20 protein-coding genes are annotated in these 25217 nt (G+C 49.4%); 17 read left to right on the top strand and 3 right to left on the bottom strand.

The genetic code is table 11. The features are described from left to right. The first annotated feature begins 351 nt into the window (after positions 1 to 351). The 9 genes from PGL01S_RS04140 (at position 352) to PGL01S_RS04105 (ending at position 8508) form a co-directional block, all read left to right on the top strand. Positions 352 to 798 carry a DUF4362 domain-containing protein gene (locus PGL01S_RS04140; protein ID WP_127491707.1) on the top strand — a complete coding sequence of 149 codons (447 nt, stop codon included), beginning with the start codon at positions 352 to 354 and terminating at the stop codon, positions 796 to 798. 24 nt (positions 799 to 822) lie between these two features. Beyond that, the gene (locus PGL01S_RS04135) at positions 823 to 1590 is read left to right on the top strand and encodes a P-loop NTPase family protein (RefSeq protein ID WP_127491705.1); all 768 of its coding nucleotides are present in this window, start codon (positions 823 to 825) and stop codon (positions 1588 to 1590) included. A gap of 206 nt (positions 1591 to 1796) precedes the next feature. Next, the gene (locus tag PGL01S_RS04130; RefSeq protein ID WP_127491703.1) at positions 1797 to 2240 is read left to right on the top strand and encodes a hypothetical protein; all 444 of its coding nucleotides are present in this window, start codon (positions 1797 to 1799) and stop codon (positions 2238 to 2240) included. A gap of 184 nt (positions 2241 to 2424) precedes the next feature. Beyond that, the gene (locus PGL01S_RS04125; protein ID WP_127491701.1) at positions 2425 to 3183 is read left to right on the top strand and encodes a WD40/YVTN/BNR-like repeat-containing protein; all 759 of its coding nucleotides are present in this window, start codon (positions 2425 to 2427) and stop codon (positions 3181 to 3183) included. 293 nt (positions 3184 to 3476) lie between these two features. Continuing rightward, positions 3477 to 4775, top strand: a complete 1299-nt coding sequence (locus tag PGL01S_RS04120) for an aspartate aminotransferase type Ic (RefSeq protein ID WP_127491699.1) — start codon at positions 3477 to 3479, stop codon at positions 4773 to 4775. Between the two features lie 93 nt (positions 4776 to 4868). Further along, a complete protein-coding gene (locus PGL01S_RS31205; RefSeq protein ID WP_244935503.1) occupies positions 4869 to 5939 on the top strand; it encodes an ABC transporter ATP-binding protein in 1071 nt (356 codons plus the stop codon). Further along, positions 5900 to 6715 (top strand): ABC transporter ATP-binding protein, encoded by an 816-nt coding sequence (locus PGL01S_RS04115; RefSeq protein WP_307719629.1) that lies wholly within the window; start codon positions 5900 to 5902, stop codon positions 6713 to 6715. The genes PGL01S_RS31205 and PGL01S_RS04115 overlap by 40 nt, the downstream gene beginning before the upstream one ends. Further along, positions 6690 to 7898: an ABC transporter ATP-binding protein gene (locus PGL01S_RS04110; protein WP_127491695.1), complete on the top strand. Its 1209-nt coding sequence runs from the start codon at positions 6690 to 6692 to the stop codon at positions 7896 to 7898. Before PGL01S_RS04115 ends, PGL01S_RS04110 begins: the two co-directional genes overlap by 26 nt. Next, entirely contained in the window at positions 7882 to 8508 is a 627-nt protein-coding gene (locus PGL01S_RS04105) for an ATP-binding cassette domain-containing protein (RefSeq protein ID WP_127491693.1), read from the top strand. The genes PGL01S_RS04110 and PGL01S_RS04105 overlap by 17 nt, the downstream gene beginning before the upstream one ends. Before the next feature lie 177 nt (positions 8509 to 8685). Here PGL01S_RS04105 and PGL01S_RS04100 read toward each other — a convergent pair whose 3' ends face one another. Then, positions 8686 to 9990: an alpha/beta hydrolase family protein gene (locus PGL01S_RS04100; protein ID WP_164775373.1), complete on the bottom strand. Its 1305-nt coding sequence runs from the start codon at positions 9988 to 9990 to the stop codon at positions 8686 to 8688. A 414-nt stretch (positions 9991 to 10404) separates the two neighbouring features. On the opposite strand from PGL01S_RS04100, the gene PGL01S_RS04095 reads away from it, so the two are divergent. After that, on the top strand, positions 10405 to 11538 hold the full coding sequence (locus tag PGL01S_RS04095; RefSeq protein ID WP_127491689.1) for a copper amine oxidase N-terminal domain-containing protein: 1134 nt from the start codon (positions 10405 to 10407) through the stop codon (positions 11536 to 11538). 217 nt (positions 11539 to 11755) lie between these two features. On the opposite strand, the gene PGL01S_RS04090 is transcribed toward PGL01S_RS04095, so the two are convergent. Next, positions 11756 to 12616 (bottom strand): LysR family transcriptional regulator, encoded by an 861-nt coding sequence (locus tag PGL01S_RS04090; protein ID WP_127491687.1) that lies wholly within the window; start codon positions 12614 to 12616, stop codon positions 11756 to 11758. Positions 12617 to 12836: 220 nt separating this feature from the next. Here PGL01S_RS04090 and PGL01S_RS04085 point away from each other — a divergent pair, with 220 nt between their 5' ends. Beyond that, positions 12837 to 13868, top strand: coding sequence for an NADH:flavin oxidoreductase/NADH oxidase (locus PGL01S_RS04085; RefSeq protein ID WP_127491684.1), 1032 nt, complete (start codon positions 12837 to 12839; stop codon positions 13866 to 13868). 345 nt (positions 13869 to 14213) lie between these two features. Here the strand turns inward: PGL01S_RS04085 and PGL01S_RS04080 are convergent, their stop codons facing one another. Continuing rightward, a complete protein-coding gene (locus PGL01S_RS04080) occupies positions 14214 to 15053 on the bottom strand; it encodes an AraC family transcriptional regulator (RefSeq protein ID WP_127491682.1) in 840 nt (279 codons plus the stop codon). 194 nt (positions 15054 to 15247) lie between these two features. On the opposite strand from PGL01S_RS04080, the gene PGL01S_RS04075 reads away from it, so the two are divergent. The 6 genes from PGL01S_RS04075 (at position 15248) to PGL01S_RS04050 (ending at position 24985) form a co-directional block, all read left to right on the top strand. Beyond that, positions 15248 to 17719 carry a beta-mannosidase gene (locus PGL01S_RS04075; protein ID WP_127491680.1) on the top strand — a complete coding sequence of 824 codons (2472 nt, stop codon included), beginning with the start codon at positions 15248 to 15250 and terminating at the stop codon, positions 17717 to 17719. Between the two features lie 175 nt (positions 17720 to 17894). After that, positions 17895 to 18785 carry an ABC transporter permease gene (locus PGL01S_RS04070; protein WP_127491678.1) on the top strand — a complete coding sequence of 297 codons (891 nt, stop codon included), beginning with the start codon at positions 17895 to 17897 and terminating at the stop codon, positions 18783 to 18785. Positions 18786 to 18788: 3 nt separating this feature from the next. After that, positions 18789 to 19688 (top strand): carbohydrate ABC transporter permease, encoded by a 900-nt coding sequence (locus tag PGL01S_RS04065; RefSeq protein ID WP_127491676.1) that lies wholly within the window; start codon positions 18789 to 18791, stop codon positions 19686 to 19688. Positions 19689 to 19773: 85 nt separating this feature from the next. Then, entirely contained in the window at positions 19774 to 21465 is a 1692-nt protein-coding gene (locus tag PGL01S_RS04060; protein ID WP_127491674.1) for a type 2 periplasmic-binding domain-containing protein, read from the top strand. A 107-nt stretch (positions 21466 to 21572) separates the two neighbouring features. Then, positions 21573 to 23372 (top strand): cache domain-containing sensor histidine kinase, encoded by a 1800-nt coding sequence (locus PGL01S_RS04055; RefSeq protein WP_127491671.1) that lies wholly within the window; start codon positions 21573 to 21575, stop codon positions 23370 to 23372. 2 nt (positions 23373 to 23374) lie between these two features. After that, on the top strand, positions 23375 to 24985 hold the full coding sequence (locus tag PGL01S_RS04050) for a response regulator (RefSeq protein ID WP_127491669.1): 1611 nt from the start codon (positions 23375 to 23377) through the stop codon (positions 24983 to 24985). Positions 24986 to 25217 lie beyond the last annotated feature (232 nt).

The following is a 25217-nucleotide window of genomic DNA, read 5'->3' as shown; positions in this document are numbered from 1 at the left end:
AATGCGCACCTCCTCTTTTTTACTCTCAAAAACCGTAAAGTAGGTAAAATGTTTTCGTTCATTTTACTATGATATGGGATTAAATGTATATAAATACTTTTTATGCATACGCACCAATTGCTAACTCCGTTTGATTAGTTAAAAAACGCCCTAACCGTAAAGGGAAGTACCACTCTACGACTCAATTGATGAAATAGCAGACTACTATTGGGAACGTATTAATTCTGACACATTAGTTCAATAAATAAAGCTGCAGCAGATCGGAGGATCAACTGCAGCTTTTGTTTTAACGCGACTTTCAAGAACATTATGCGTCAATATTCAAAATGTAGTTATTAAGGGGGGGCCTAATTGAATACCAAGCTTACAATCGGAGTTTTAATTGGGATTATTGCGGTTTTGGTTATTATTCTAACCTTAACTCTTACGCAAAATAATACTTCGAAAACGAATGACACACAAAACATTATCCTTACCCGATTCGACAAAAAGGATATTAAGAGACTGAATGAGTTGGTTCAACGACATAATAATGGTGATGGAGACTATCTCATGTTAATCCCACCAGTTATTGATGGGGGATACTGGATATATGATGTGCGTTCAAATGGAAAAGAAATTACTTGGACAATTGATAATACAAGAGATGGTATGAGTGCAGAGAATGACAGAGGGAAAAAGGTGTATCAGTGTAAGAGTATTAGCTTGAATGAAAAATCAGACTCATATGAATATATATTAGATAAATGCGAAAATCTGGGTGACAAGAGTATTCCAATCTTCAGAATCTCAAAGTAAACTTCGTTGTTAGGAGGAAATTGCATGCAGAAAGATTGCAAGTTAATCTTGGTCGAAGGGTTGTGCGGCACTGGTAAATCAACGTTAGCGGAACGATTGCATCACTATCTTGTGCAACAAGGCAAATCGTCTGTTTTTTATGATGAAGGTGCCGAAGGGCATCCAGCAAGCTTAAACTGGCATGCACTCTTTCGAGAAGAGGAATATAATGAATTTCTGGAACGTTATCCGAACCTAGCTAACGATATCAGTTTACGGGCTATAAAGGATGGTAGCAATTTTTTACTGCCCTATCGTGGGGTTAAGGAGTTCAACGGACAAATTGCGCTCAATGCAGAGTTGAAATCCCGTGAGTTATGCTGGGCGGAAATGCCTATAGTTGCGCAGTCAGAGTTTACATATTTAATCCAACGCCATTGGGCTCGTTTCGTCGAGCTTGCCAGCCTTACCGATACCGTTTATGTACTTGAAGCGGTGTTTTTTCAGCATCAAATTCATGATTTGCTAAAACATTATCAAGCCTCTGATAGCCAAATTGAGCAGCATATTCAAGGAATCGCCCATCAAATTGCTGCTATGAATCCAATCTTAATTTATTTAACCCAACCTAGTGTGCGCGACCAGCAAGTATGGATTTCATCCATCCGTTCAAAACCCCGTTTCGCATCAGAACAAAATATTAAGTTTATGGAGAACCGCAAGAGAATCGAATTATGGTTGCTTGATGTTTTCTTTAAAATGGTATGCGCAATGAAAGACCGAACTGAGGATGCATTGTGCTCTAACGGGTAACGATAGTTCAAATCAAACTGATCGCAGCCAACAGTAATCGGCTACTGTTTTGCAATATTTTAGAGTATCTTTATCTGAATTCACTGCTCGTAACGGAAGGGAGTTCAAGCTTTTGACAACAAGTGTTTACGTAAAACAAGCAGAGGAATAAGTTGATTTCACTCTGTGTTTGCACGAAAAATTACTTTCGAAACGCGGTCGAGGAGTTGAAGGATGATCCTGATGAGGCGGACTTCGTTCAGAAAATAGAAGCTTTCCTTGTTGGAGATGAGGTCCGCTATCACTACTATTATGACCGTCCAGAAGACGATGATCTTTATGAATTGCCTTATGAGAAGTTGCCACGCAACGAGCGTGGCTTGTATCCTCGTTCATTGGAAGTATGGTATCCGAGTAAAGGTATTAATGAAGCAGTCATAGAAGCATGTATAAGAGAAGTTAGCCGGGATTATCTTGAGTTAGAGACTGGCTATATTTCATTTATTCACCCGATTGTCAGGGAGGAGGCGCTGCAAGCCTATTCTGAGCATATAGCTCGTTTCGGGGGGAATGTAAAGATGGTTTTTACGGAAGAACTGATTGAGTTAATGATGAAACAAATGTCACTCACGCGAGAGGAAGTAGTGAATCTGCTTGACCGCAGCGTATAACAGTACCAATAACGAGAGTTAATGGGTATTGTGTTACACTAAGTTGAGAACAACAAACCAGCAGCAGATCAGAGATCTGCTGCTGGTTTGTTATTGAAGTAAAAGCAGTTTAATATCGTCTGCAAATCAATTAGGAGCAACTAATCCGGTGATTCCTGAGTCATATAAGAAGGAGGTGCTTTTGGTGAAAAAATTATCCATTGCGCTGATTGTTTTCTTTATTTTGTTATCTGGTTGTACGAGTGAAGAAAAAGGTGAATCTTCAAATCCATCCTTGACCCTATCTCAACCGACCTTTACTCAATCAACAGTTATGTCTACCCAACCAACTACAGCTAGCGAACACAAAGAGGATGGATTACTGGCTTCCTTCTCATCAAATTCGCAAGATAAGCAACTGGTGCTTTATAGGAACAGTGTTTCTTCCCTTACTGTAAAAACAAACGGTGGTACATCAAACGTGCCGATTAGTAAGGACTGGGAAAAATACGTCGTAAAAGAAAGTATCTTTGCCTCAATTGTTCCTAATTCAAATGTTAGCTGGCTTCTGCTCACTTCTGAACCGTCAGCTGGGCAAATGGGGAAGACCCTCTATAAATCTAAAGACAACGGAAAGTCTTGGGCCCTCGTTAATGACATCTCTCAAGTTATAGATGGTTATGTAACAGGCGTAACTTTTAGTGATGACAAGAATGGCTGGGTTGCAGCATCCCAGCATGGAACGGAATTGGTGCCACTTTATCGCACAAAAGATGGAGGGAAAAGCTGGAGTGTTCAGAGTATTGATATCCCTAAGGGATATCAATACGGTAATGCGTACCCACCCATTTTCAATGAAAAAGATACAAAGCAAGGAACATTAAAGATTGAATTTGTGGGCATCTCGAATACAGAGTCAGTTGAATTTAAAACAACAGATGGTGGAGAGACTTGGAAATCCTAGTGAAGACAACTTGCAGATTTTTTTATATTGATACCGATAAAGCTACTGTGCATATATAATCATTGTGGTATTAAGCTATCTGGAGACGATAGCTGAATAGCATGTAATTATAAAAAGGAGGTACTAATGACTCCATTAATGCCATGTGGGATGCCGATTGATTTTACTATTTAGTTCAAATTCAGGAGCAGTTTGCTAAACGCAGCAACTGCTCCTTTTTATTGAACCATAGGGCAGTTATCTTTGATAAATATGGTATAATTTTCAAAACGCATGTGTGGGAGAGTGGGGAAATGAATCTTGGAACCGATTTTTTGAAATTAGGTACAGATGAACTTAAGGATCTCTATCAAGAGTTACAGGGAGAATACAACGAGTACAAGAATCGGAATCTGAAATTGGATATGTCCAGAGGGAAGCCTTGTCCTGAACAGCTTGAGCTTTCTATGGAAATGCTTGATATATTGAAATCTGATGATCAAATAAAAGCTATGGATGGTATAGACTGCCGCAATTATGGGGGAGTTGATGGAATAGACGAAGCGAAGGAATTATTTGCTCAAATGCTTGGGGTGAGTACCAAAGAAATCATTATCGGTGGGAATTCCAGCCTGAATATGATGTACGATGCTCTATCCAGAGCGATGCTATTCGGAGTCAGCGAAGGCGAAATGCCATGGGGGAAACTCCCGAAAGTTAAATTTCTTTGCCCGAGTCCCGGTTACGACAGGCATTTCGCAATCTGCGAACTCTTAAATATTGAGATGATAACCATAGACATGAATCAAGATGGCCCGGATATGGATACCATTGAAAGGCTTGTAAGTGAAGACGATTCCATAAAAGGTATTTGGTGCGTTCCCAAGTATAGTAATCCTGATGGAATCACTTACTCCGATAAGATAGTTGATAGGCTCGCCTGCATGAAGACAAAAGCAAGGGATTTTCGCATATTTTGGGATGATGCATATACCGTTCACCATTTAACCGATAAGCCCGATCAGTTGAAAAATATCCTCGCTGCTTGCAATACTGCAGGATATCCGAACCGCGTTTATATGTTTAGCTCTACTTCCAAAATTACGTTTCCTGGTTCAGGCGTTGCGATGATAGCATCCAGCGAAGAAAATGTGAATTTTATAAAGAAACAGCTTGGAATTCAAACCATTGGTCCGGATAAGATAAACCAACTTCGGCACGTTCGTTTCCTGCGAAGTCTGGATAATTTGAATGTTCATATGAAGAAGCAGGCTGCTATTATTAAACCTAAATTTGATTTGGTTTTACATCAGCTTGAGGTGGATTTAGGCGGGAAAAATATTGCCGAATGGAATAAGCCCAATGGCGGCTATTTCATTAGTCTTAACACGTTGGACGGTTGTGCAAAAGAAGTTGTAAATATGGCAGCCCAAATCGGGGTCACATTAACGAACGCAGGTGCTACATATCCTTATGGAAAAGATCCGAGAGATCGGAATATTCGAATAGCGCCAACTTTCCCTTCAATTAAGGAACTCGAGTTAGCGATTAAAGTGTTATGCGTATGCGTTCAATTAATAAGCATAAAAAAGATTTTGGCTGGCGGTATTTGATGTCCTTCTATTGCTTGATAGGTTGATATCCATGTGTATGCAATGCTGATTTCGACAGTGCTCTTCAAACAATTCTTTTTAGGAGGTTTTAGAGTGTCAACAGAGAAAAAAGCTGCGTACTCTGCGTGGTCAAACATCATGTACTCCATGCAGCTGCATTGGCGGGCGAGGCCGCTAACGCTCATTTGCTGTGCCGTCTCGGCGCTTGTTGGCGTCGGCGTGCCTTTTGTAAGCATCTACATGCCTAAAATTGTCATCGATAACATCACTGCGGGAGTCACGCCAAGCGAGTTTATACTGTCGGTAGGCCTCATGGCGCTTCTCCTGGCCGCGCTTAACAGTGCTAAAAGCTATGCCGATCTCATCACCCATGAATCCGTAGGTACCATCAGCATATTGAAGCACCTCCAAACCGTCATGCATAAGCATCTAAATATGGACTACGAGGTGCTGGAAAGCCCCGGATACGCCAAACGGGGCGAGAAGGCGTGGCGGGCCATGCAGAGCAATCACTCTCCCGCCTCCAACATACCGAGAAACCTATCGCAGCTTCTAATGAACGTATTGGGTTTTCTTGTATATGGAACAGTTATCGTCTCGGTACATCCCCTTATTATTCTCTTGCTGGCCATTTCTGCCGGAATCAATTGGCTTGCGCTCTCCCGTGCACGTAAGGTTGAGAGGGACACGCGAGAAGAACGGTCAAAGCTTCAAGGAAAGCTCTGGTATCTTCAGAAGGTATCGAAAGAGCCGTCCGGCGGTAAAGACGTACGTCTCTATGATCTTGGCAGCTTAATCCGCGGTATTTTTCAAAACGTACTCGGTTCCTCCACCGATAAGGAGCAAAAGGTAGCGGCTGGCGATATGAAGGCTCAGTTATCGGATGCGGCGCTTAGTCTCATTCGTGACGGTGCTTCATACGCGTTTCTAATTTATTTGCTGTTGAACGGCGAAATGACATTGGGCAGCTTCGTCCTCGTATTCGCCGCCATCGGGGCATTTGCGGGCTGGTTGTCGGGTATATTGACCAGCGCAAGCGAGCTGATTCGTGCCTTAAGCGAGCTGTCGGACATACGAGATTATCTGGATGTTCCGATCTTTCGAATACCGGCCCCGGCCATGCGCTGCCTTCCGGCGATCTTCTTCCTCCTACGATTACATTAAAAAACGTCGGATACACCTATCCGGATGCTAAAGAACCAACCCTTTCAAGCATCGATTTCGAGATCAAGCCGGGGGAGCGCATCGCCATTGTCGGGGCGAACGGAGCGGGCAAGACGACGCTTATTAAGTTATTATGCGGACTTTACCAGCCGACATGCGGGGAGATTACGCTCGGCGGCGTCGACATCACGCGTTATAACAGAGACGAATATTTTTCGCTTTTTTCAACGGTATTTCAGGATATTCATCTCTTCTGCTGTGATATTGCCGGCAATATCTCGCAGCAGTCACCGGAAGAGACGGACTACGGGAAGGTAGAGAAATGTCTCGTCATGTCCGGGCTTATGGATAAGGTTAGAGGGCTTGAGAAAGGGGAATCCACGCTTCTAGTACGCCGGGTGCATGCTGACGCTATCGAACTCTCGGGCGGCGAGAAGCAGAAGCTTGCGCTTGCGCGCGCGCTGTACAAAGACGCGCCGGTTATCATCTTGGATGAACCTACCGCTGCGCTTGACCCGATCGCCGAAAGCGAGATTTACCAGCGATACGCCGAACTGACTGCAGGGCGAACATCGATTTACATCTCTCATAGGCTGGCAAGCACGCGCTTCTGTGACAGGATTCTATTAATCGACGGCGGCGGCATCGCCGAGTGCGGCACGCACGATGAGCTCATGAGATATGGCGGGAAATATGCCGAGATGTTTAATGTGCAGTCTCATTATTATAAGGATGGGGAGGTGACCGATCATGAAGGAGCGTTCCATCTGGCGTAACCTGGTCCGAGGATACGGCATCGTAAATCGCTTAACGCCAACCTACATTCCGCTTACCGTCGCCTCCTCCTTTATTAAAGCGGTTCAGCCCTTAATGGTGCTCTTCCTATCCGCCCAGATCATCAACGAGCTGGCCGGCGAGCGCGACACCGGGCGCATTACGCTGTATGCCGTACTCGCAGTAGGACTTGCTTTTGCCGGTTCGGCTATCAATGCCGCGGTTAACCGACGGATCACGACCTTAAACAGCACGTTGTGGGCGCGTTTCTACTTCTTCCTGGGTAACCGGTACATGCAGCTGAACTACGATCAAGTGGAAGATACGATGAATAATGAGAGGTTAGCGGATATTGAAGCGAAGTCGAACGGAAACGGGCTTGGCCTTCTGCGTCTGCATTACAGTCTGCCGGAACTATTGCAGCCTCTTTTTGAACTGATTTTATCTATCATACTGGTTATCGGGATGTTCACGTCCGCTTCTTCCTACGAGCAGACGTTTATAACCTCACCGTATGCTACCGTTTTGCTGATTCTCCTCATCCTGTCCATGATTCCCTTCACTTATTTAATCAAAAAGAGGGAGGAGAGAATTCAGAAGAAGGTGTTCGAGGATAACCCGAAGGCAAATACCTATGTGGATTTCTTCAACGAATACATGCAGGCAAAGAATGCCGCCAAGGACATTCGACTCTATAAACAGGCGCCGGCGATAGAGGATCATTACAATAAATCGGTTGGAGCGGAGTACTGGTACCGCATTTTTAACCTGGTCGGAAAAAACAACGCCTTGGCAGCGGCTATGAATGCCGTACTAGGCGGCTGCGTGTATCTCTTTATCGGCCTGAGGGCGCTATATGGCATGTATCCTTTAGGCAGCGTGGTGCAGTACATCGGCGCAGTGACCGGCGTTGTAGGCGCGCTCGCCAAGCTGGTCTCCGTTGTGGGCAATTTTATAACAAACAACCCTTATCTGAGCCTTGTGTTCGAGTATCTTGACCTGCCGGACAACATGCAAAATAGCGCTAGCAGCAGACTAATCCCGCAAGAAGAACTAGAATTTGAGTTTCGTGACGTCTCGTTCAAATATCCTGGTTCCGACCATTACGCCATTAAGAACCTTAGCATGAAATTCAATATCGGCGAGCGGCTTGCCGTCGTGGGGTTGAATGGCAGCGATGATTAAGCTGCTATGCCGGCTTTACGAGCCTACGGAGGGCGTTGTCACGTTAAACGGCATCGACATCAGAGAGTACGACTATTCGGCATATATGGGCGTATTCAGCGTTGTGTTTCAAGATTTTAAACTGTATTCGTTCTCCCTTGGCCATAACGTTGCCGCATCCGAGAGTTATGACGCGGCATTGGCGGAGGAGTCGCTTATTATGGCGGGGCTGAGCGAAAAGGTAAGGAACATGCCGGAAGGGCTTCATACTTACCTTCATAAGGATTTCTCTGACGACGGCGTGGAGATTTCAGGAGGGGAAGCGCAGAAGGTGGCACTTGCAAGGGCGCTGTACAAGAACGCGCCTTTCGTGATATTAGACGAACCTACGGCGGCACTGGACCCGATCGCGGAGTTCGAGATTTATTCCCGGTTTAATGAATTAATCGGCGGTAAAACGGCGATCTTCGTCTCGCACCGGCTCTCGTCCTGCCGATTCTGTCATGATATCGCCGTGTTTCACGAGGGCCGGCTTATTCAACGCGGTTCCCATGACAAGCTCCTCGCTGAACGGGACGGGAAATACGCGGAGCTGTGGAATGCGCAGGCTCAGTATTACGTTGGGGCATAAAAGGTTTTGTTCAATAGCGGCTATGGCTTGATGCTCATAACTGCTTAATTAATAATCGTTTTATTCCTATCAGCATAGAAAAGAGCCCTTTACAGCAAAAGGGCTCTTTTCTTTAGAATTTAATTCCATTAATTTGAAGCGGAAGCCATTGCTATATAGCAAGGCTGGGTACTTTTATTATGATGATCTGTGGTTGACCGAAGGATTTAGTAAGACACGGTTGTCTTGATGCGACAGGTTTTCGAACCTTCCTCCCGATGGATGTCCCTTTAGATACTGTTCCAGATATAACTCGACGTATTTCAGAATCAGTCGATGGCTTTGCTTCGGATTCGGTGCTTTGGCTTTCCACTTCAGAAAAGGGGAGTACATGTAAAAATCCGAGAAGCTTGAATGCTTTATCCCTTTAAGCTGCAAAATTTGACCGCCTTCGGATATCGCTTGGTCTTTTCTGCGATAGAAGTTGTCTATCCAGTCATTATAAACGGCTCGTTGTATCCCTTCTTCCGACAACTGCTTGTCGCTTGGTTCCGGCAGACCTAGCCCATTCAAATAATTATCGGTGCACATCCATAGAAAAGATTGATTCGCGGAAAGCGGGGTCTGTGTACTTCCGTAAAAGGAGCCGTCCAGACTAATTCCCACCTTGAACCTTTTGTCCTTGCGAAGCACGGCAAGGGCATCATCCCCGCCAAAAGAATGGCCGGCAATTGCGGTTTCCTCCAGATTTAGACGATGGTTGAACCGTTTATCCATAATTCCCTCGTTCAGCTTTTCCAACTGATCCAGCACAAAGCTGTCGTCTTCCGCCCAAACATTATCGATGATACGGTCCCAAGCCGGAAGTTGAAATTCCGAAGGAGCTTTTTGGGACATAATCCGACCGTCGGGATAAACAGTCGCAAGCGTACCGTAGGTGTGCTCGACTACGGCTACCACATAACCTTTGCTAGCTAAATCCGTGACTAGATAATGATAGGCGTACCGTGCGCCTGGCCAACCATGGGAAAAGATAACGACTGGATACAGGCTTTGATTATTCGCCATATCGGCATCCATGTAGGTATACGTCCTCGCAAGGCGCATGTAGCTCAGCAAGAAGGAAGGAATATGCAAGCGCTGGTTTATGTAATGGCTCAAGCCGGTTAGTTCGGGAATATACGGAGCCTGCTGTATTCTTCCTTTGACTTGTGCCGGATACCAGATTTGAACGTTCATCTCACGGTATTTATTCGTCTTCTCCATAGTCTGCTCGGGCCTGCTTGTGTCAATCCAGTGATACATGACTGTACCGACCGGGTTATTTCCCGACGGAACCTCTAGCGAAGGAACGGGTATCAAATAAGGCAATGCCCAGCACATCAGCAGCAATCCGAGTGAGGGTATCAATCCCATACGGATGGGGGACATGCGCTTTCGCTTGAATAATCCCGGAACAGCGGTCACAAACGAATAGAAAGCGAATAAATACGAAGGAACCATTTGCCAGCGATATCCTTCGGTTAATAAATGAACAATCATGGGAACGGGCAAAAGCATACAAAAGAAGCGTAAGTAAGACTGATTTCGATTCATTGTCATCGTGCTAATGGTCAGCATAATAAGCAGAACGGATTCCCAAATTCTCATTGTTCCATGGTAGGGCTTATATATAAGGCATGGTTCATGTAAGGATTGCCCTTTCTCCAAACTTTATTGGTCATTATAGTATAGTGTAATATTATTTTTCCCCTAAAAAAATATGTACAGACTGAGAAAGCGCCCAGCTTTGCTTGCAAAGCCGGGTGCTTTCTTTTAATTCTCTTTCGCCAATAATTGCAAATTGTAAAGGCTGTAACCTTTAAATTCATAGATGCGTCTAGAAAGTACATCTGAGCAGAAAGGAAGAATATAAATATGCGTAAAAAAAATCTCATGCTGTCCAGTCTTCTTGTCGCAACCGCGATTTCAGCAGGCAGCGCTTCAATAGTACACGGAGCAGAAAGCCAATCTGCAACTGCCGCGGCTTCTGCGGTTACTTTCAAAATTAACGATGTTCTTTATAGCGATAACACGGGCAAGCATAGCTTGCTCGCAGCGCCTTATGTTCGTAACGGAAGCACGATGGTTCCCGTTAGAGCCGCTGCCGAATCACTCGGCGCATCGATAAGCTGGAATAACAAGGATCGAATGATTACCTTGTCGGGGAAAGCCTTCGGAACGATTAAATTCACCTTGAACTCTTCCTATGCGGTAAATGCGAAGGGAGAGAAAATCAAGCTGCCCGAGCAGGTTCGCCAGGCCAAGGGAACGGTATTTGTTCCGGCCCGGTCGTTGGCGGCTCTTATGGGGGCCCGCCTGCAATGGGTGTCTGCAGCCAATACGGTTACTCTCACCAGTCAGGCGAATACTCCTGCCAGTCTGGACTCCAATTATTCATTTGCGAAGGATACGGAAGGATGGAAGGGCGGCTTTGCCGATATGCCGACCAACTATAACAAAGAGATTTACGAGCTCGACTTTGCGCGCAGCTTGATTCCGGTCCCGAACAATACTTCTAATTACGGCTTGAAGCTTTCCGGGCATAATCGAAGCGATGATTTGTTTATGTATCTTTCCAAAGGTATTGAAGGCTTCAAACCAAATACCTCTTACAACGTTAATTTGAAATTTGCGATGTACACCGAAGCGGGAGGAGGATCGATTGGTATCGGAGGCTCGCCTGCGGAATCTATCTTCATAAAGGCCGGTATCCTGCCGAGCGAGCCGTTGTCCGTGCCTACCTCCTCTTCGGGTGAAGAATATTACAGAATGAACGTAGACATCGGCAGCCAAGGAACCGGCGGCAAGGATGTCAAGGTCATCGGCAATGCGGCTAAACCGGATGTGGACAAGGAAGGGTATAAGCGTGTTGAGTTTGACTACAACGCCAAGGTGACGGCGAACGCCAAAGGCCAGATCTTTATTCTAATTGGCTCCGATTCAGGCTTTGAAGGGCTGACTACTCTTTACTTTGACGATATCAAGGTAAGCGCTAAGGTCGCAGACTGAGAGGAATAAGGCGCAAGAAGCAACAAAAAGCCTGCGGCAATCAGCCGCAGGCAACAATAGAGAATATATAAAGGGGGGTCATGTCCCTTATTATAGGAGCCGATGATGAAAGGAACCTGAGCGAAATATTACAGGAAGATTACAAATGATCCTGGGGTTCTCGACAATCTAGCTAGCTAGCATAAGCAAAAAGCTGCCATTTAAGCGGCATTTTTTATTATTTCCGGATAATCGAAATAATCTCCTGCAGCTCGGGAAGATGCTTATGCTTGCTTTTATAACCAATCAACAGGTCATTGGTGACAGTCAGATTGTCGAAGCAGGTACGGATACCGGCCTTCGAATTCTCGAGCAGATACGTCGGGATCACGCTGATTCCGGCTCCCATCTCTACGGCTCTAACGACCGCATGCAGATTAGGGATTACGTGCTTGGGCTTAATTAGAGGACGTCTCTTGAAATGCTCTCTCCATAAACGTCTGATAATCGGGAGCTCCAGCCCGTAGGAAATCCATCGCTGCGCGGACAACCATTCCTCGATTTCTTTGGGATGGTGAAGATCGGGGATCTCGAGCGAAGCCGGCGTTATGATCGTAAACGTCTCTTCCATTAGCAGTTCATACTCAATGCCGGGCACGATAAATTTCTTGGGAGTAATAATGAGCTCCACTTGATCTTCTTTTAACAGCTCGAGCAATTGGTCGGCGGTCCCGAAGTAAGAGACGCTGCACATGCCGGAATTCGTAACCTTGGGAAGAAACAGCTCCTGGAAATACTCCAGGGACAAGCCAATGCGGAACACTTTATTGTTCGGCAGGGACGTGGATTTCAGCCCGGCCGTTGTTTCCTCCAGGGACTCGACTAACGGCGCAACCCGGGAGTAGAGCTCCTTCCCCCGTTCGGTTACGACAAGTCTTCTCGATACTCGCGTAAATAAAGCTTCGCCAACCTCGGCCTCAAGTGCGGCTAAATGCTGGCTCATGGCGGGCTGCGTCATCATTCTGGTCTTGGCGGCCTCGGAGACGGAGTGATGCTTGTAGATAGCAATAAAGCTTCGGTACCATTCAAAATCGACCATCTTATTCCTCATCCTCTATTGTTCATAAGTAAAACCAAATTATAAATATTTTTATGATTTAATGCAATTTATATAATTAGTTTTATTGTCGGAACAAGGGTATAATGGGCTCTGTAACATTTCTTTACAAATGCCTGTTCATGAGTTGTCCGAAACGGGGTACATTATGATGTAGCCGAATTGGATCCGTGGAACTATAGAATAGAGGAGAGATCGTATTTTGAAGCACTTATTTACTCCGTACGAAATGAAAAGCTTGTCCTTGAAAAACCGCGTCGTTATGCCGCCGATGTGCCAATACTCGGTAACGGCCAAAGACGGCATCGCAAACGATTGGCATTACGCGCATTACGTCAGCCGCGCGGTTGGCGGTGCGGGATTGATTATTATCGAAATGACGGACGTCGAGCCGGACGGCCGGATTACCGATTATGATCTGGGATTGTGGTCGGATGATCATATTCCGGCGCTAGCCCGCATCGTTGATGCCGTCCATCAGCATGGGGCCAAGATAGGCATTCAGATTGCCCATGCCGGCCGTAAAGCCGAGGACGCGGAGCTGCCGGTAGCCCCGTCGGCAATTCCTTTTGACGAAAATTCCAAAACGCCCCGGGCTTTGACTACCGAAGAAGTAGAGCAAATGGTGGAGAAATTTAGACTTGCCGTGCGCCGTGCCGTACAGGCTGGCGTAGATACGATTGAGATTCACGGTGCCCACGGCTACCTGATTCACCAGTTTGTGTCTCCGCTGACGAACAAAAGAAACGATAAATACGGTCAAGACCGGACGCTATTCGGCAAAGAAGTGATTAAAGCCGCAAAAAGCGAAATGCCGGACCATATGCCGTTAATTATGCGGATTTCCGCACGCGAATATGTAGAAGGCGGCTATGGCATTAACGAAAGCATTGCTTTCGCGAAAGAATTCAAAGAAGCTGGCGTCGACCTCTTCCATATCAGCGCGGGCGGCGAAGGTCAGATCGCGGCTGCCGGCAGACCGGGTACGCATGCGGGTTACCAGGTGCCTCTCGCGAGAGCGATCAGAGAAGCACTGGATATCCCGGTTATCGCAGTCGGCAGACTAGACGATCCAGCGCTCGCCAACTCCGTGATCGGCAACGAAGACGCGGACCTTGTAGCCGTCGGCCGAGGCATGCTTCGCAATCCTTACTGGGCCCTCGAAGCAGCGACCGTTCTCCACAAAGAGATCGAAGTTCCAAGACAATACGATCGCGGTTTCGCGCGCGGTTAATATAACTTAATGACCCAAAGCGGTGCAGGACTAAATCCTGCACCGCTTTTTTTTCACAAGAATAGTTCAGTTATCCCAATAGCAGAACCAAGAGGACCTCTTCCCCCAAGTCGTACGAATGTAAGGGAAGGTTAATGCCAAACGGAGCATTCGATGATTCTGGAGAAGTGGAACGTTCGCTTTTGTGAGGGGATTCCTTCCTTATTCCCCGTTTAGGGGAATCGCCGAGCAATGGCGATCGGAAGAACATCGAATGCGCAGTTTGCAATTTAACCTACTGGTCTAAGCAAAGAGGCTGTCTCAATCTTAGGTTGAGACAGCCCCTTTTATTTGTATAGCCTGCCGCTATTGCCAATTGCGGATTTTGCCCGGTGCAATCCCGTAGGCGTCTTTAAAGAGATGGTAGAAATGGCTTAGATTATCGAACCCGGCGTCGTAAGCGATATCGACGATGGGCAGCTGCGTGGTGAGCAGCAGGTTTTTGGCATGGCCTAGCCGGAGGTGGTTCAAATAAGCCGTTGGCGTCATGCGGAGATATTGCTTGAATACGCGGTTAAGATGGCCGTCGCTCCGGTCCGTTAATTCCCGCAACCTGGGCAGTCCGGCGCTGAAATTTTCTTTTCGCTGCAGCTGCGCGAGCAGCTGATCGAACCATTGCGGCAGCGCCCGCGTGCTATCATTGCGGAAGTGAAGGAAGAAATGGGTTAAGGCATCGCTTAAGAAGCTGCGGGCCATCGTTCTTGCCTTTTGCTTATCGGTCGAGTTAAACAGCTGAATCTGCTCGCTTTTTCTCATGAGAGCCTCCATGTCCGTTCCGGGCAGCTGGATGACGGGCGGAAGCTGCGGACTCCGGAGCGCCTGGGCAAACGCCGCGTGTCCGATGTAATCGAAAGCGCCCTCCACAACCTCTTTATAGAAGTTGACGTTCAAGAACTGACAGTCTTTTCCCTCCAGCAAATCGTATCCGTGCGTATCGTCGGGACGAATGAATACCATGTCCCCCTCCTTCAGCAATTGGACGTCACCGTTGATCAAATGCGTGCATTGGCCGGAAATGACGATAAAGATTTCGTAGAAGTCGTGTCCGTGCAGCGGATAAGCGTGTCTGACCGAGTGCACGATGTGAAAGTTGGATTGCACAAGCGGATCGATCAGCGCCGCGGCGTACAGCATGTTAACGGTCATGGAGGCCGTCCTCCTTGTCGTCGTTGGATTTAAATAGTGATGTTAATATAGCACAAAAAAAGCATTTGCATAACAAGACGTTAAATGGCTTCGAATGCTACGATAGGGCCGAATCATGCATCCTTCCTAACCTAATGTCGAAGGAATGGCATCATTCCAGCACAATTCATACATTTGAAAGCAGGTTGATAAGCATGCGCTTAGTAACGCTAAACGGCAATTGGACGATGAAAAGAACGGATGAAGCGGAGTGGAACAACGCGATTGTTCCCGGCTCCGTATTCCATGATTTAATGACTGCAGGCAAGATGGAAGATCCGTATTATCGAGATAACGAATACGATATTTTGGAGCTGACGAAGTTCGATTACGAATACCGGCGGAGCTTCCTCGTCGACGGGGAGTTGCTGCGGATGGACTGCGTGCTGCTCCGCTGCGAAGGGCTGGATACGCTCTGCGAGGTTTACGTAAACGGACAAGCCGTATTAAATACGGACAATATGCACCGGACCTACGAAGCCGATGTGAAGGGGCTGCTCACCGCAGGCAGCAATGACATTCACGTCATTATCCGCTCCGCCACGAACTTCGTGCTTGCGAAGGATAAGGAGCTTTTTCTGACGAGCTGCGCCGACGCCGTACCGGGCATCTCGCATTTGCGCAAAGCGCATAGCATGTTTGGCTGGGATTGGGGTCCGCAGCTGCCGGATATGGGCATTTGGCGGGATATAACGCTATGCGGCTTCAATATTGGCCGAATCGATGATGTCTACATTACGCAGCAGCATGGCGACAATAACGTTAAGGTGAATATCGCCGCGGAATTGCAGCGCTGGTCCTCTGACGAATCGCTTGCTCTTTACGCCACGATCGAGACACCGGATGGAAGGACGCTGGAGGCGTCGGTGTACGAAGCTGGCGACATCTCGAACCTCGTGATCGCTGTTCAGAATCCCGAGCTATGGTGGCCGAACAATCTCGGAAGCCAGCCTTTATACGGGCTGCGGGTCGAACTTCGGAGCGGAGACCGGATACTGGATGAACGCTCGCTGAGCATCGGACTCCGGACGCTGCATGTCGCCCGTCAACCGGATCAATGGGGCGAATCGTTTGCGTTTGAAATTAACGGTCATCAGATCTTCGCGATGGGGGCCAATTTTATTCCCGAGGACAACATCTTTGGGCGGCGCAGCAACGAACGGACGGAGCAGCTGATCCAAAGCTGCGTCGAGGCTAACTACAACTGCATCCGCGTCTGGGGCGGCGGGTACTACGCGGACGATTATTTCTATGACCTATGCGACCGGCACGGTTTGATCGTGTGGCAGGATCACTTATATGCTTGCGGCGCTTACGATTTCAATGACGAGTTTAAGGAAAATATCCGCCTCGAGACGATCGACAATATGAAGCGGCTTCGTCACCATGCCTCGCTGGGCCTCTGGAGCGGAAACAACGAGCTGGAATATGCATGGGCGTATTGGGGCTGGACGGAGCGTTACGGCGAGAAGCAGCGCGACGATTACCTGAAGCAGTTCGAAGAGTTCCTGCCGGTGCTGTCGCAGTCGCTTGATCCAAACACCTCTTATTTGGTATCCTCGCCATCCTCCAAGGGCGGTATTGACGATCCGAATAACGAAGATATCGGCGACATGCATTATTGGGATGTCTGGCACGGACGGAAGCCGATAACGGAATACCGGACGCTGCATCCGCGCTTTATGTCCGAGTTCGGCTTGCAGTCGTTCCCTTCCATCAAGACGGTGGAGACGTTTACGCTTCCCGAAGACCGCAATATTTTCTCGCGGGTGATGGAGGCTCATCAGAAGAACGGCACCGGCAACGAAAAGATCATGTATTACATCAGCGAATATTTCAAATATCCGAGAAACTTCGAGAAGCTGCTATACGTTTCCCAGCTCATTCAGGCCGAAGGCATGCGGGTTGGCGTGGAGCATTGGAGACGCAACCGCGGCAGATGCATGGGTGCGGTCTACTGGCAGCTTAACGACATCTGGCCGGGCGCGTCCTGGTCCAGTCTGGATTACTTCGGCAGATGGAAGGCGACGCATCATGCCGCCAAGCGTTTCTTTGCGCCGGTGCTTGCATCCGCTCTGGAGGAAGGGACGACGGTATCGCTTCACGTGACCAACGAAACGCTGCAGACGGTCAAAGGGCAGCTCCGTTGGAGACTGCTGGACCGCAAGTCGGAGACGATCCAATTCGGCGAAGCCGAAGTAACGCTGGACGCTCTCGCTTCGGAAGAGATCGTCTCGCTCGATTTCTCGGAGACGCTGACGACCAAGCAGCTGTTAGGCCAAAGCTATCTAGCATACGAATTTGTCAGGGGCAAAGAGACGATCAGCGAGGGTACGGCTCTGTTCGTGAAGCCGAAGCATTTTGAGCTGCTGAATCCGGAAATCCGCGCTGCGGTTGTGGAGGAAGACGACCGTTTTGTCGTTACGCTGGACAGCCGGGCGTTTGCGCCGTTCGTATTGCTGGAGCTGAGCCATGCCGACGCCCGCTGGAGCAACAACGTATTTGCTCTTTCGGCCGATCGCCCGGCCGTTGTGACGGTACCGAAGGACGGCTTGTCCGAGCCGCTTAGCCTGGCTGCGTTCCGCGAGCAGCTAGTTGTTACAAGCTTATACGATACTTTTGAATAAAGCTCATCATGGAAGGGAAGGGAGGACACACGCCTGGCAATAGCCGCTTGCGTGTGTCTTTTCTCTTCGGGGCAGTCAATTGAAATTGACAAACATAGCGATAGAAAACCAATCGTTGTTGCGTAGTTCGAAAGTCCGGCGCTGCCGTACAATTAAGCTAGAAAGAGGTGATACGATGTCTGCCATACTTAAATACAAATGGCAATATCTCATGATCATGCCGGCCGTCGTGCTGCTTCTGCTGTTCAGCTACGTGCCGATGGCCGGTATACAGGTCGCGTTCAAGGACTTCCATATCGGCTATACGATTTGGAACAGCCCATGGACCGGCTTCGAAAATTTCGCATTCCTTCAGGACAGCCAATTCTGGCTGGTGGTGAAGAACACCGTGTACATCGCGTTGCTCAAATTCGTATTCGGTTTTCCCGCTCCAATCATTCTGGCTTTGATGATCAACGAAGTAAGCCACGGGGGCTTCAAACGATTCGTCCAATCGGTCAGCTATCTGCCCCACTTTTTCTCCTGGATTGTAGTCGCTTACATTCTGCAATCGCTGCTTACTCTGGACAACGGTCTCGTGAATCAGCTGATCGTGTCTCTCGGCGGTGATCCGGTATTTTTCCTGGGCTCGACCGAGTGGTTCCGCCCGATGATCGTAGCCAGCGGATTGTGGAAGGAGGTTGGCTGGAATACGATTCTGTATCTGGCCGCGATCACGTCCATCGATCCGCAGCTCTACGAAGCAGCCAAGGTGGAAGGAGCGGGCCGTCTGGCGCAAATCCGGCACATCACGTTCCCGGGTATTCTGCCGACGATTTCCATCGTCCTGATCCTCAGCATGCCAAGTTTGATTGCGGTCGGCATGGATCAGATTTATCCGCTGATGAACCCAGCCAACCAACCGGTTGCGGATGTTCTGGATACTTATATTCTCCGAAGCGGTCTGCAGCAAGGCTATTTCGGCAGCGCGACGGCAGTAGGCTTGTTGTCCTCGGTTATCAGTCTGCTGCTGGTTCTCAGCACGAACCAGATATCCCGAAGAATCAACGGAGAGGGGCTCTGGTAACCGATGAAACGTTCAACCGGCGAAAAGTTCGGACAGGCGGTTATTACCCTGCTCCTGCTGCTGCTCTGCCTGACGGTCCTCTATCCCTTCGTTTACATGCTGGCGATTTCCCTGAATACGGGCAGCGACGCCGCCAAGGGAGGCGTATATTTATGGCCGAGGCAATTCACGTGGTCCAACTTCCATATCGTGCTTGGCAACAAGGTCATTCAGCACTCTTACCTGATTACGATTCTGCGAACGATCATTGGCACAGTAAGCGGTCTTCTGGTGACTCTGCTTGCCGCGTTCGCCTTGTCCTACAGGCAGATGCCGGCGAGAAAGGCGCTGCTGACGATCGTGCTGATCACGATGCTGTTCAGCGGCGGACTCATTCCTTTCTATATCCAGCTGTTTAATCTGTCGCTGATCAACACGTTCTGGGTATACATTCTGCCAAGCGCCTTTTCGGCCTGGAACATGTTCGTCATGCTAAAGTTTATCCAGGGCATTCCGGAAGCCTTGATCGAATCGGCCGAGATGGATGGCGCCAAGCCGCCAAGAGTCCTGTTCTCAATTATTATTCCGTTATCCAAGCCGATGCTCGCCGCGCTTGGTCTCTTCACGGGCGTTATGCACTGGAACGACTGGTTCGCCGGCGCCTTCTTCGTCTCGGACCAGAATCTGATTCCGGTCCAAACGTTCCTGCAGCAGCTGCTCTCCGCCCAGGATATCTCGGTGGTGATGGGCTCCAACAATAGCGTGGAGGCGCTCGCGCGGGGCAGCCAGAACTTGGCCCAAATGACGCTGATGTCCGTCAAGATGGCAACCGTTATGGTAAGCGCCATTCCGATTCTGTGCGTGTATCCGTTCCTTCAGCGGTTTTTTGTCAAAGGCGTACTAATCGGTTCGGTCAAAGGATAAGACATTCCGATCTTGTTGAAGGTTATCGCAGGGTATTAGGATTAACCACATATACCAAAATAGCTAGACAGAGAGGGGAAAAAACATGAAAAGTCGCGCATTTTACGCGAAATCGACCACGGCCGGCGCGCTGGCCGCGCTTATGCTGGCATTAACCGCCTGCTCGGGCGGAGGCGGCAATTCGACGAACTCGCCATCGAAGGATCCGGAACAGACCGGGCAGACGGCCGAGGGAGGCAAGCAAGGCGGGAAGTTTGATCTGTGGCTCGGATGGACGACCACCGTCAACAACGACAGCATGGTTCAAAAATATTGGAGAGAGAACGAACCATTTGTCGATGTACAGATCGAGTCCACGCAAGGCGATGCATCCACCGCGCTTAACTTAAAGCTGAATACGGGCGGCTTCGACGATGCGGCCATCTTCGGGCGGAGCGACGTTATCAATACGTCCATGGTTCGCTCCGGCACGATCCAGCCGCTTGAGCAATACTTCGACATGCCGGACAAATATCCGGGACTCGCTTCGATTCCGAAGCAATATCTGGATGCGATGAAGGACAAGGACGGACATATCTGGTCCATTCCGACGTGGTTTGACCAGAATCCGCAAGATCCATGGCCGGGCTGGGCATCTCTTGGGTGGTTCGTGCGCGAGGACGTCCTGGAGAAAGCGGGCATGAAGAAAGAAGATTTGGCTACGATTGAAGGCGTTGAGCAATACTTGAAGGCGGCAAGCCAGCAGACGGACGCCTCCGGCAACAAGCTTATCCCGCTTGGCTTTCTGTCGGATGCCAATGACGAGAACGTCATTCTGAACACGTTCGGCGTATCGACCAGCGGAGGCGGCGTCGTACCGGTGGAGAAGAAGGGCGACGACTACGAGTTCATCTATGACAATCCGCAATACAAGGAAGCTTACAAATGGATGAACAAAATGTACAATGAAGGTCTAATCGACAAAGAAGCGATCACGGACAAAAAAGAGCGCTACAAGGAAAAAAATCAGTCCGGACGCATTGCGATGAACGCTGGCGGATTCTTCAACATGGACGCCTCGCTCTGGGAAACTCTCAATGGACCAACGGCACCAGCTTGGTATTTACAGACTATTCCGTATCCTAAAGTAGCCGGCGTAGACAAAGTCGGCATCAACACCATCATTAATCCGAATCCGGGCGATGACGTGTATATCAGCAAAAATACGAAAAATCTCGATGCCATACTCAAATTCTTCGATTATACGCTTACGCCTAAGCCGGAAATGCAGCAAGTGGTCAATGAAGGACCTGCGGGAACCTTCTGGGATTGGGTGGATAAGCCTCTCGGCAAATGGCATTATATCGACGAGAATTACACGGCTCTTCACGATTCCGGCGATGCGGCGAAGAAAGCTAGCACAACACCTGAGCTTTATGCAACGTCCTCGTACAGCAACGAGTGGTATCCATGGTGGAACTACGAGGCAACCGACAGCGTAGCGGGACGCCAGAAGACAATCGACTTTACCAACGCAATCAGCAAAATGGGGGCCATTCGTGTCGCTCAGCCTTATGACCTGGTCAAATCCGAACCGGGCAGCCTGTGGGAGAAATATTCGCCCGAGCTGGAAAACGTAAGAAAAGAATACAAGGCCAAGCTTATGATGGCCAAGGACGACAAGGCCTTCGAAGCGGCATGGACCGAATTCCAGTCGGCGCTTGAGAAGCGCGCGCACTGGAGCGAGCTGAAGGATGAATGGCATCAGCTGCTGTCCAAGCAATTCCCGGGAGCATAAAAAACATAGATACGGCGCAGATCAAGCCGTGAGAGAAGGGAAGCCGGGATGCCGGCTTCCCTTCCGTCGGCTGCGGCCGGGCATTTTCAGGAAAGGAGCGGGAGCTCTTGCGTGTTCCTCTCTCTCGATGGATTATCCGATTTACCCGCGGCATGAGTCTCCGCGGCAAGATTTTGTCCCTATACGTGCTCATCCTGCTGCTACCCACGCTGTTATTGGGAAGCGGTTCCGCGTATCTGGTCGCCCGGGGCTTCCATAACAGCTATTTGTCCGCCGTGGATGAGACGGTTCTTCAGACGGCGCAGATTGCGGATTTCAGCAAACGAAACTATGATCTATTAGCCGTCCGAACGGCAACCGACGGGGAATTGATCTCCCGTCTCTCCAGGCATTACGACGATATGACGGAAGTGGTGGATACCGTCAATTACGTAGATCGCACCTTCCTGCTTACGGGCAAGTATTTGCCCGGCATTTTGGATTTCCGCATTTATCATACGAACGATACGCTTGTGCAGGACGGCCAGCTGTTATGGCGCCCGGAATCGAGAAGCATTGCGGGCCAGAAGGAAAGCGCGTGGTATCGGGATACCATGGCGGCCGCGGAGCCTCTTAAATGGAGCAGCGTGCCGGGGAGCCCTGATCGTGTCGTCATCACGCACAAGATTGTAGACAGGACGGGGACTCCGCTGGGTCTCGTTTATATATTGCTGGACTATGACGCCGTATTCGGGGAGCGGGTCGACCGTCCGTTTAACGATAAGGGAAGCTTGTTCATCGTGGATAACAACCGGAGCATCTTGGCGGCAACCGACCGGGAGCAGATCGGGAAAAGGCTTGCGCTAAGCGAGTGGCAAGAGCAACTCCAGGAGGACAACATCAACGATAAAGCTCATTGGCTGGATCTCACGCACAGCAAAGAGCTGCTCATCGTTAAGCCGCTCTCTTCCGGTTGGAGCGTTGTCTCGTCCACCGCGATGAAGCAGTTGAGCACGCAGGACCGCATGATCCTGCTTCTTATTGCCGGGATTACGATCTTCTTTCTGCTGCTGTCCGTATCTTTGATGATGACCGTCGTGCAGAACATCGTTCGGCGGATCCGGAAGCTTGGCAACCGAATGGGCGATCTGTCCCGGGGAGAATTCGAAGCGGCCATCCGCTACAGCGAGCAGGACGAACTAGGCGACCTGGAAAATAGGTTTAACCTGATGTCCGAACGTCTAGGCAAACTCGTCGAAGACATCACGCAAGCCGGCTTGCAGGAGAAGGAGCAGGCATTCAGGGCATTACAGGCCCAAATCAATCCGCATTTTATTTATAATTCGCTGGGACTGCTCCGCTGGCGCGCCATGGATGCGAGGGATCAGGAGCAAATTCAGATTATCGACGCGCTGACGACCTTCTACCGGCTGACGCTGAACAATCAGATTAGCGTTATCCGAATCAGGGAAGAGGTAGAGCATGTGAAGGCATACCTGGAAATCTGCGAATTCCGCTATCCGGGCAAAGTCCGGCTTGAGTGGGACATCGACGAATCGGCGCTTGACCTGTATACGATCAAGACGGTGCTGCAGCCGATTGTGGAGAACTGCTACCAGCATGGCGCTATTGTCCGCAAGCCGGACGCTTTCATCCGTATCTCCATTCATAGAAGGGATGACCGGGTCGTTATGTCGGTATTCGACAACGGGCAAGGCATTTCCGGGGATACGATCAGGCAGCTGGCTGATGGCGTGTACGAAGGAAAAGGAAACGGTTTTGGCTCTACGAATATTAAGGAGCGGCTGGCGCTGTATTTTGGCGGCGATGCCCGTTATACGATAGAAAGCGCTATGGGAGCATGGACGCTGGTTACGATTGATTTTCCGGCCTGCCGGGTGCAGCCAGTCATTAAGAAGGGGCGATAGAGATGCTGAACGTACTTATTGTGGATGACGAAATATCGCATGTGCAGGGACTCGTCCGGTTTATCGAATGGGAGGAGCTTGGCTACGCGGCCCCGTCGACGGCGGAATCGGGAGAGGAAGCCGTAGAGCTGCTTCAAGGCTCCGAATTTGACGTGCTGATCTCGGATGTTTCCATGCCCGGCATGACGGGAATCGAGCTTGCGGCGGAGGCGAAGCGGCTTCATCCCCATATTCAGATTCTGATGATTAGCGGCTATAACGAATTCGAATTCGTCCAGGATGCCATCCATGTCGGCGCCCAGGCTTATGTGCTGAAGCCGCTCAAGATTGAAGAGGTGACTTCGCGGCTGCAGAGCTTCCGGAGCGCCATCGAGATGCGGAAGGAAGTCGTAGAGCAGACCCGGGAGCTGGAGAAAAAAGTGTCGGGCAGCGTTAAGCTTGTCAAAGAAAGATTCGTAGACGACCTGATTGCCGAATCTCTTCCCGTCGATGAGCTCCTTGCTTCGTGGGACGGCCTGTTGACGCTGCCTGAACTGGATCACGGGTACCAGATTATCGTGCTAAGCCTGGACCGTAATCCTTCCTCCGGGCAAGAGGCGAAGCAGCGGATGCTGCTTGGCAGCAGCTTTAAGAAAACGGTGGAAATCGCCTTCGCCCAAGACGATTCCATCTGGCTTGCGCAGACTTCGTTTGACGAATTTGTCGCGCTCCACGTCAATCCGTCGCCGGCAGCGCGCGCGAAGGGAGAGAAGCAATATCAGTTTATTCAATCCATCATGAGCGAGCAGTACGGGGCAAGCGTGACGATCGGCTGCAGCCGTGAAGGCACCGAATGGGAGGACGCGCCGCTTCTCTACCGGGAAATTCGGTTCAGCATGACCAAGGCGAGGCTGATCGCCGACGGGCAGATCGTACGCGGGAGCGAATTAGAGCCGGGCGATTTTGCTGCCTACCGGATGCATGACGAATTTATTCCGGGCTTGCTTAAGCGGCTGGACTCCGGCGATGCGGAACAGGTCTCGGCATACATGAACAAGATCAAGGATGCGCTGCTCTCGACCGGCAATGCTTCCTTCTCCTATGCGCAAGCCTTCGCCATGAGCTTCCTGGGAGAGCTGATCCGCCATTTGAAGTGGAAGAACGAGCCGGAGAGCGAAGCCAACATTCTGCTGTGGCGGCAAATGCTCGATTGCGGGAGCGCCCTGCAGCTGGCGGAGCTGCTGGCCGGTTACGTGCAGCGGTACATGGATACCGAGCAGAAGGCGCAGCTGAATCAGCAGCATAACCTGATCAGGCGAGTATCCCTGTTCATCGAGGAGCGGCTTCACGAGCATTGGACGGTGAAGCAATTGGCGGAGCATTTCAACCTGAACGCCAGCTATCTCAGCGTGCTGTTCAAGCGGGAAATGGGCCGCACGATATCGGAGTTCGTTCAGGATACCCGAATTGAGCGGGCAAGGAAGCTGCTCCAGGACCCCAATATTAAAGTTTATGAGGTTGCCGAACAGGTAGGCATTCAGACAACCGCGTATTTTACTTACCTGTTCAAAAAGCTGGTTGGCGTCACTCCGCAGGAATACCGGGATTACGGTTATTCGCCGGAGGACAAATGACCGATATTGCCGGTATTGTTTTTGGTCAACAAATCCGTTCATCGTACATCTTCCGTGACCTTATTATACCGCCTTACGGGGGAGAGGCCATTGGCATAGCGGTTGGATTTTTATCGTTTTGATTGCCTGCTTGACTGAATCATCATATCGTCCATCATTATCCGTATATCGTTAATGGATTCGGGCTTCGTTTTTCCGTACGATAAGCGCATCAAATACATGAGGTGATTCT

Origin of the sequence: Paenibacillus glycanilyticus NBRC 16618, assembly GCF_004000805.1 — a bacterium.
GTDB classification, from domain to species: Bacteria; Bacillota; Bacilli; order Paenibacillales; family Paenibacillaceae; genus Pristimantibacillus; species Pristimantibacillus glycanilyticus.
This window is presented reverse-complemented; position numbering and strand designations above follow the sequence as displayed.

Coding starts and splice junctions, on each gene's coding strand:
- PGL01S_RS04095 (WP_127491689.1), top strand. CDS start 10,405: ATGCGTAAAAAAAATCTCATGCTGTCCAGTCTTCTTGTCGCAACCGCG.
- PGL01S_RS04090 (WP_127491687.1), bottom strand. CDS start 12,616: ATGGTCGATTTTGAATGGTACCGAAGCTTTATTGCTATCTACAAGCAT.
- PGL01S_RS04105 (WP_127491693.1), top strand. CDS start 7,882: ATGGCAGCGATGATTAAGCTGCTATGCCGGCTTTACGAGCCTACGGAG.
- PGL01S_RS04070 (WP_127491678.1), top strand. CDS start 17,895: ATGTCTGCCATACTTAAATACAAATGGCAATATCTCATGATCATGCCG.
- PGL01S_RS04110 (WP_127491695.1), top strand. CDS start 6,690: ATGAAGGAGCGTTCCATCTGGCGTAACCTGGTCCGAGGATACGGCATC.
- PGL01S_RS04120 (WP_127491699.1), top strand. CDS start 3,477: ATGAATCTTGGAACCGATTTTTTGAAATTAGGTACAGATGAACTTAAG.
- PGL01S_RS04075 (WP_127491680.1), top strand. CDS start 15,248: ATGCGCTTAGTAACGCTAAACGGCAATTGGACGATGAAAAGAACGGAT.
- PGL01S_RS04060 (WP_127491674.1), top strand. CDS start 19,774: ATGAAAAGTCGCGCATTTTACGCGAAATCGACCACGGCCGGCGCGCTG.
- PGL01S_RS04050 (WP_127491669.1), top strand. CDS start 23,375: ATGCTGAACGTACTTATTGTGGATGACGAAATATCGCATGTGCAGGGA.
- PGL01S_RS04065 (WP_127491676.1), top strand. CDS start 18,789: ATGAAACGTTCAACCGGCGAAAAGTTCGGACAGGCGGTTATTACCCTG.
- PGL01S_RS04080 (WP_127491682.1), bottom strand. CDS start 15,053: ATGACCGTTAACATGCTGTACGCCGCGGCGCTGATCGATCCGCTTGTG.
- PGL01S_RS04100 (WP_164775373.1), bottom strand. CDS start 9,990: ATGGTTCCTTCGTATTTATTCGCTTTCTATTCGTTTGTGACCGCTGTT.
- PGL01S_RS04135 (WP_127491705.1), top strand. CDS start 823: ATGCAGAAAGATTGCAAGTTAATCTTGGTCGAAGGGTTGTGCGGCACT.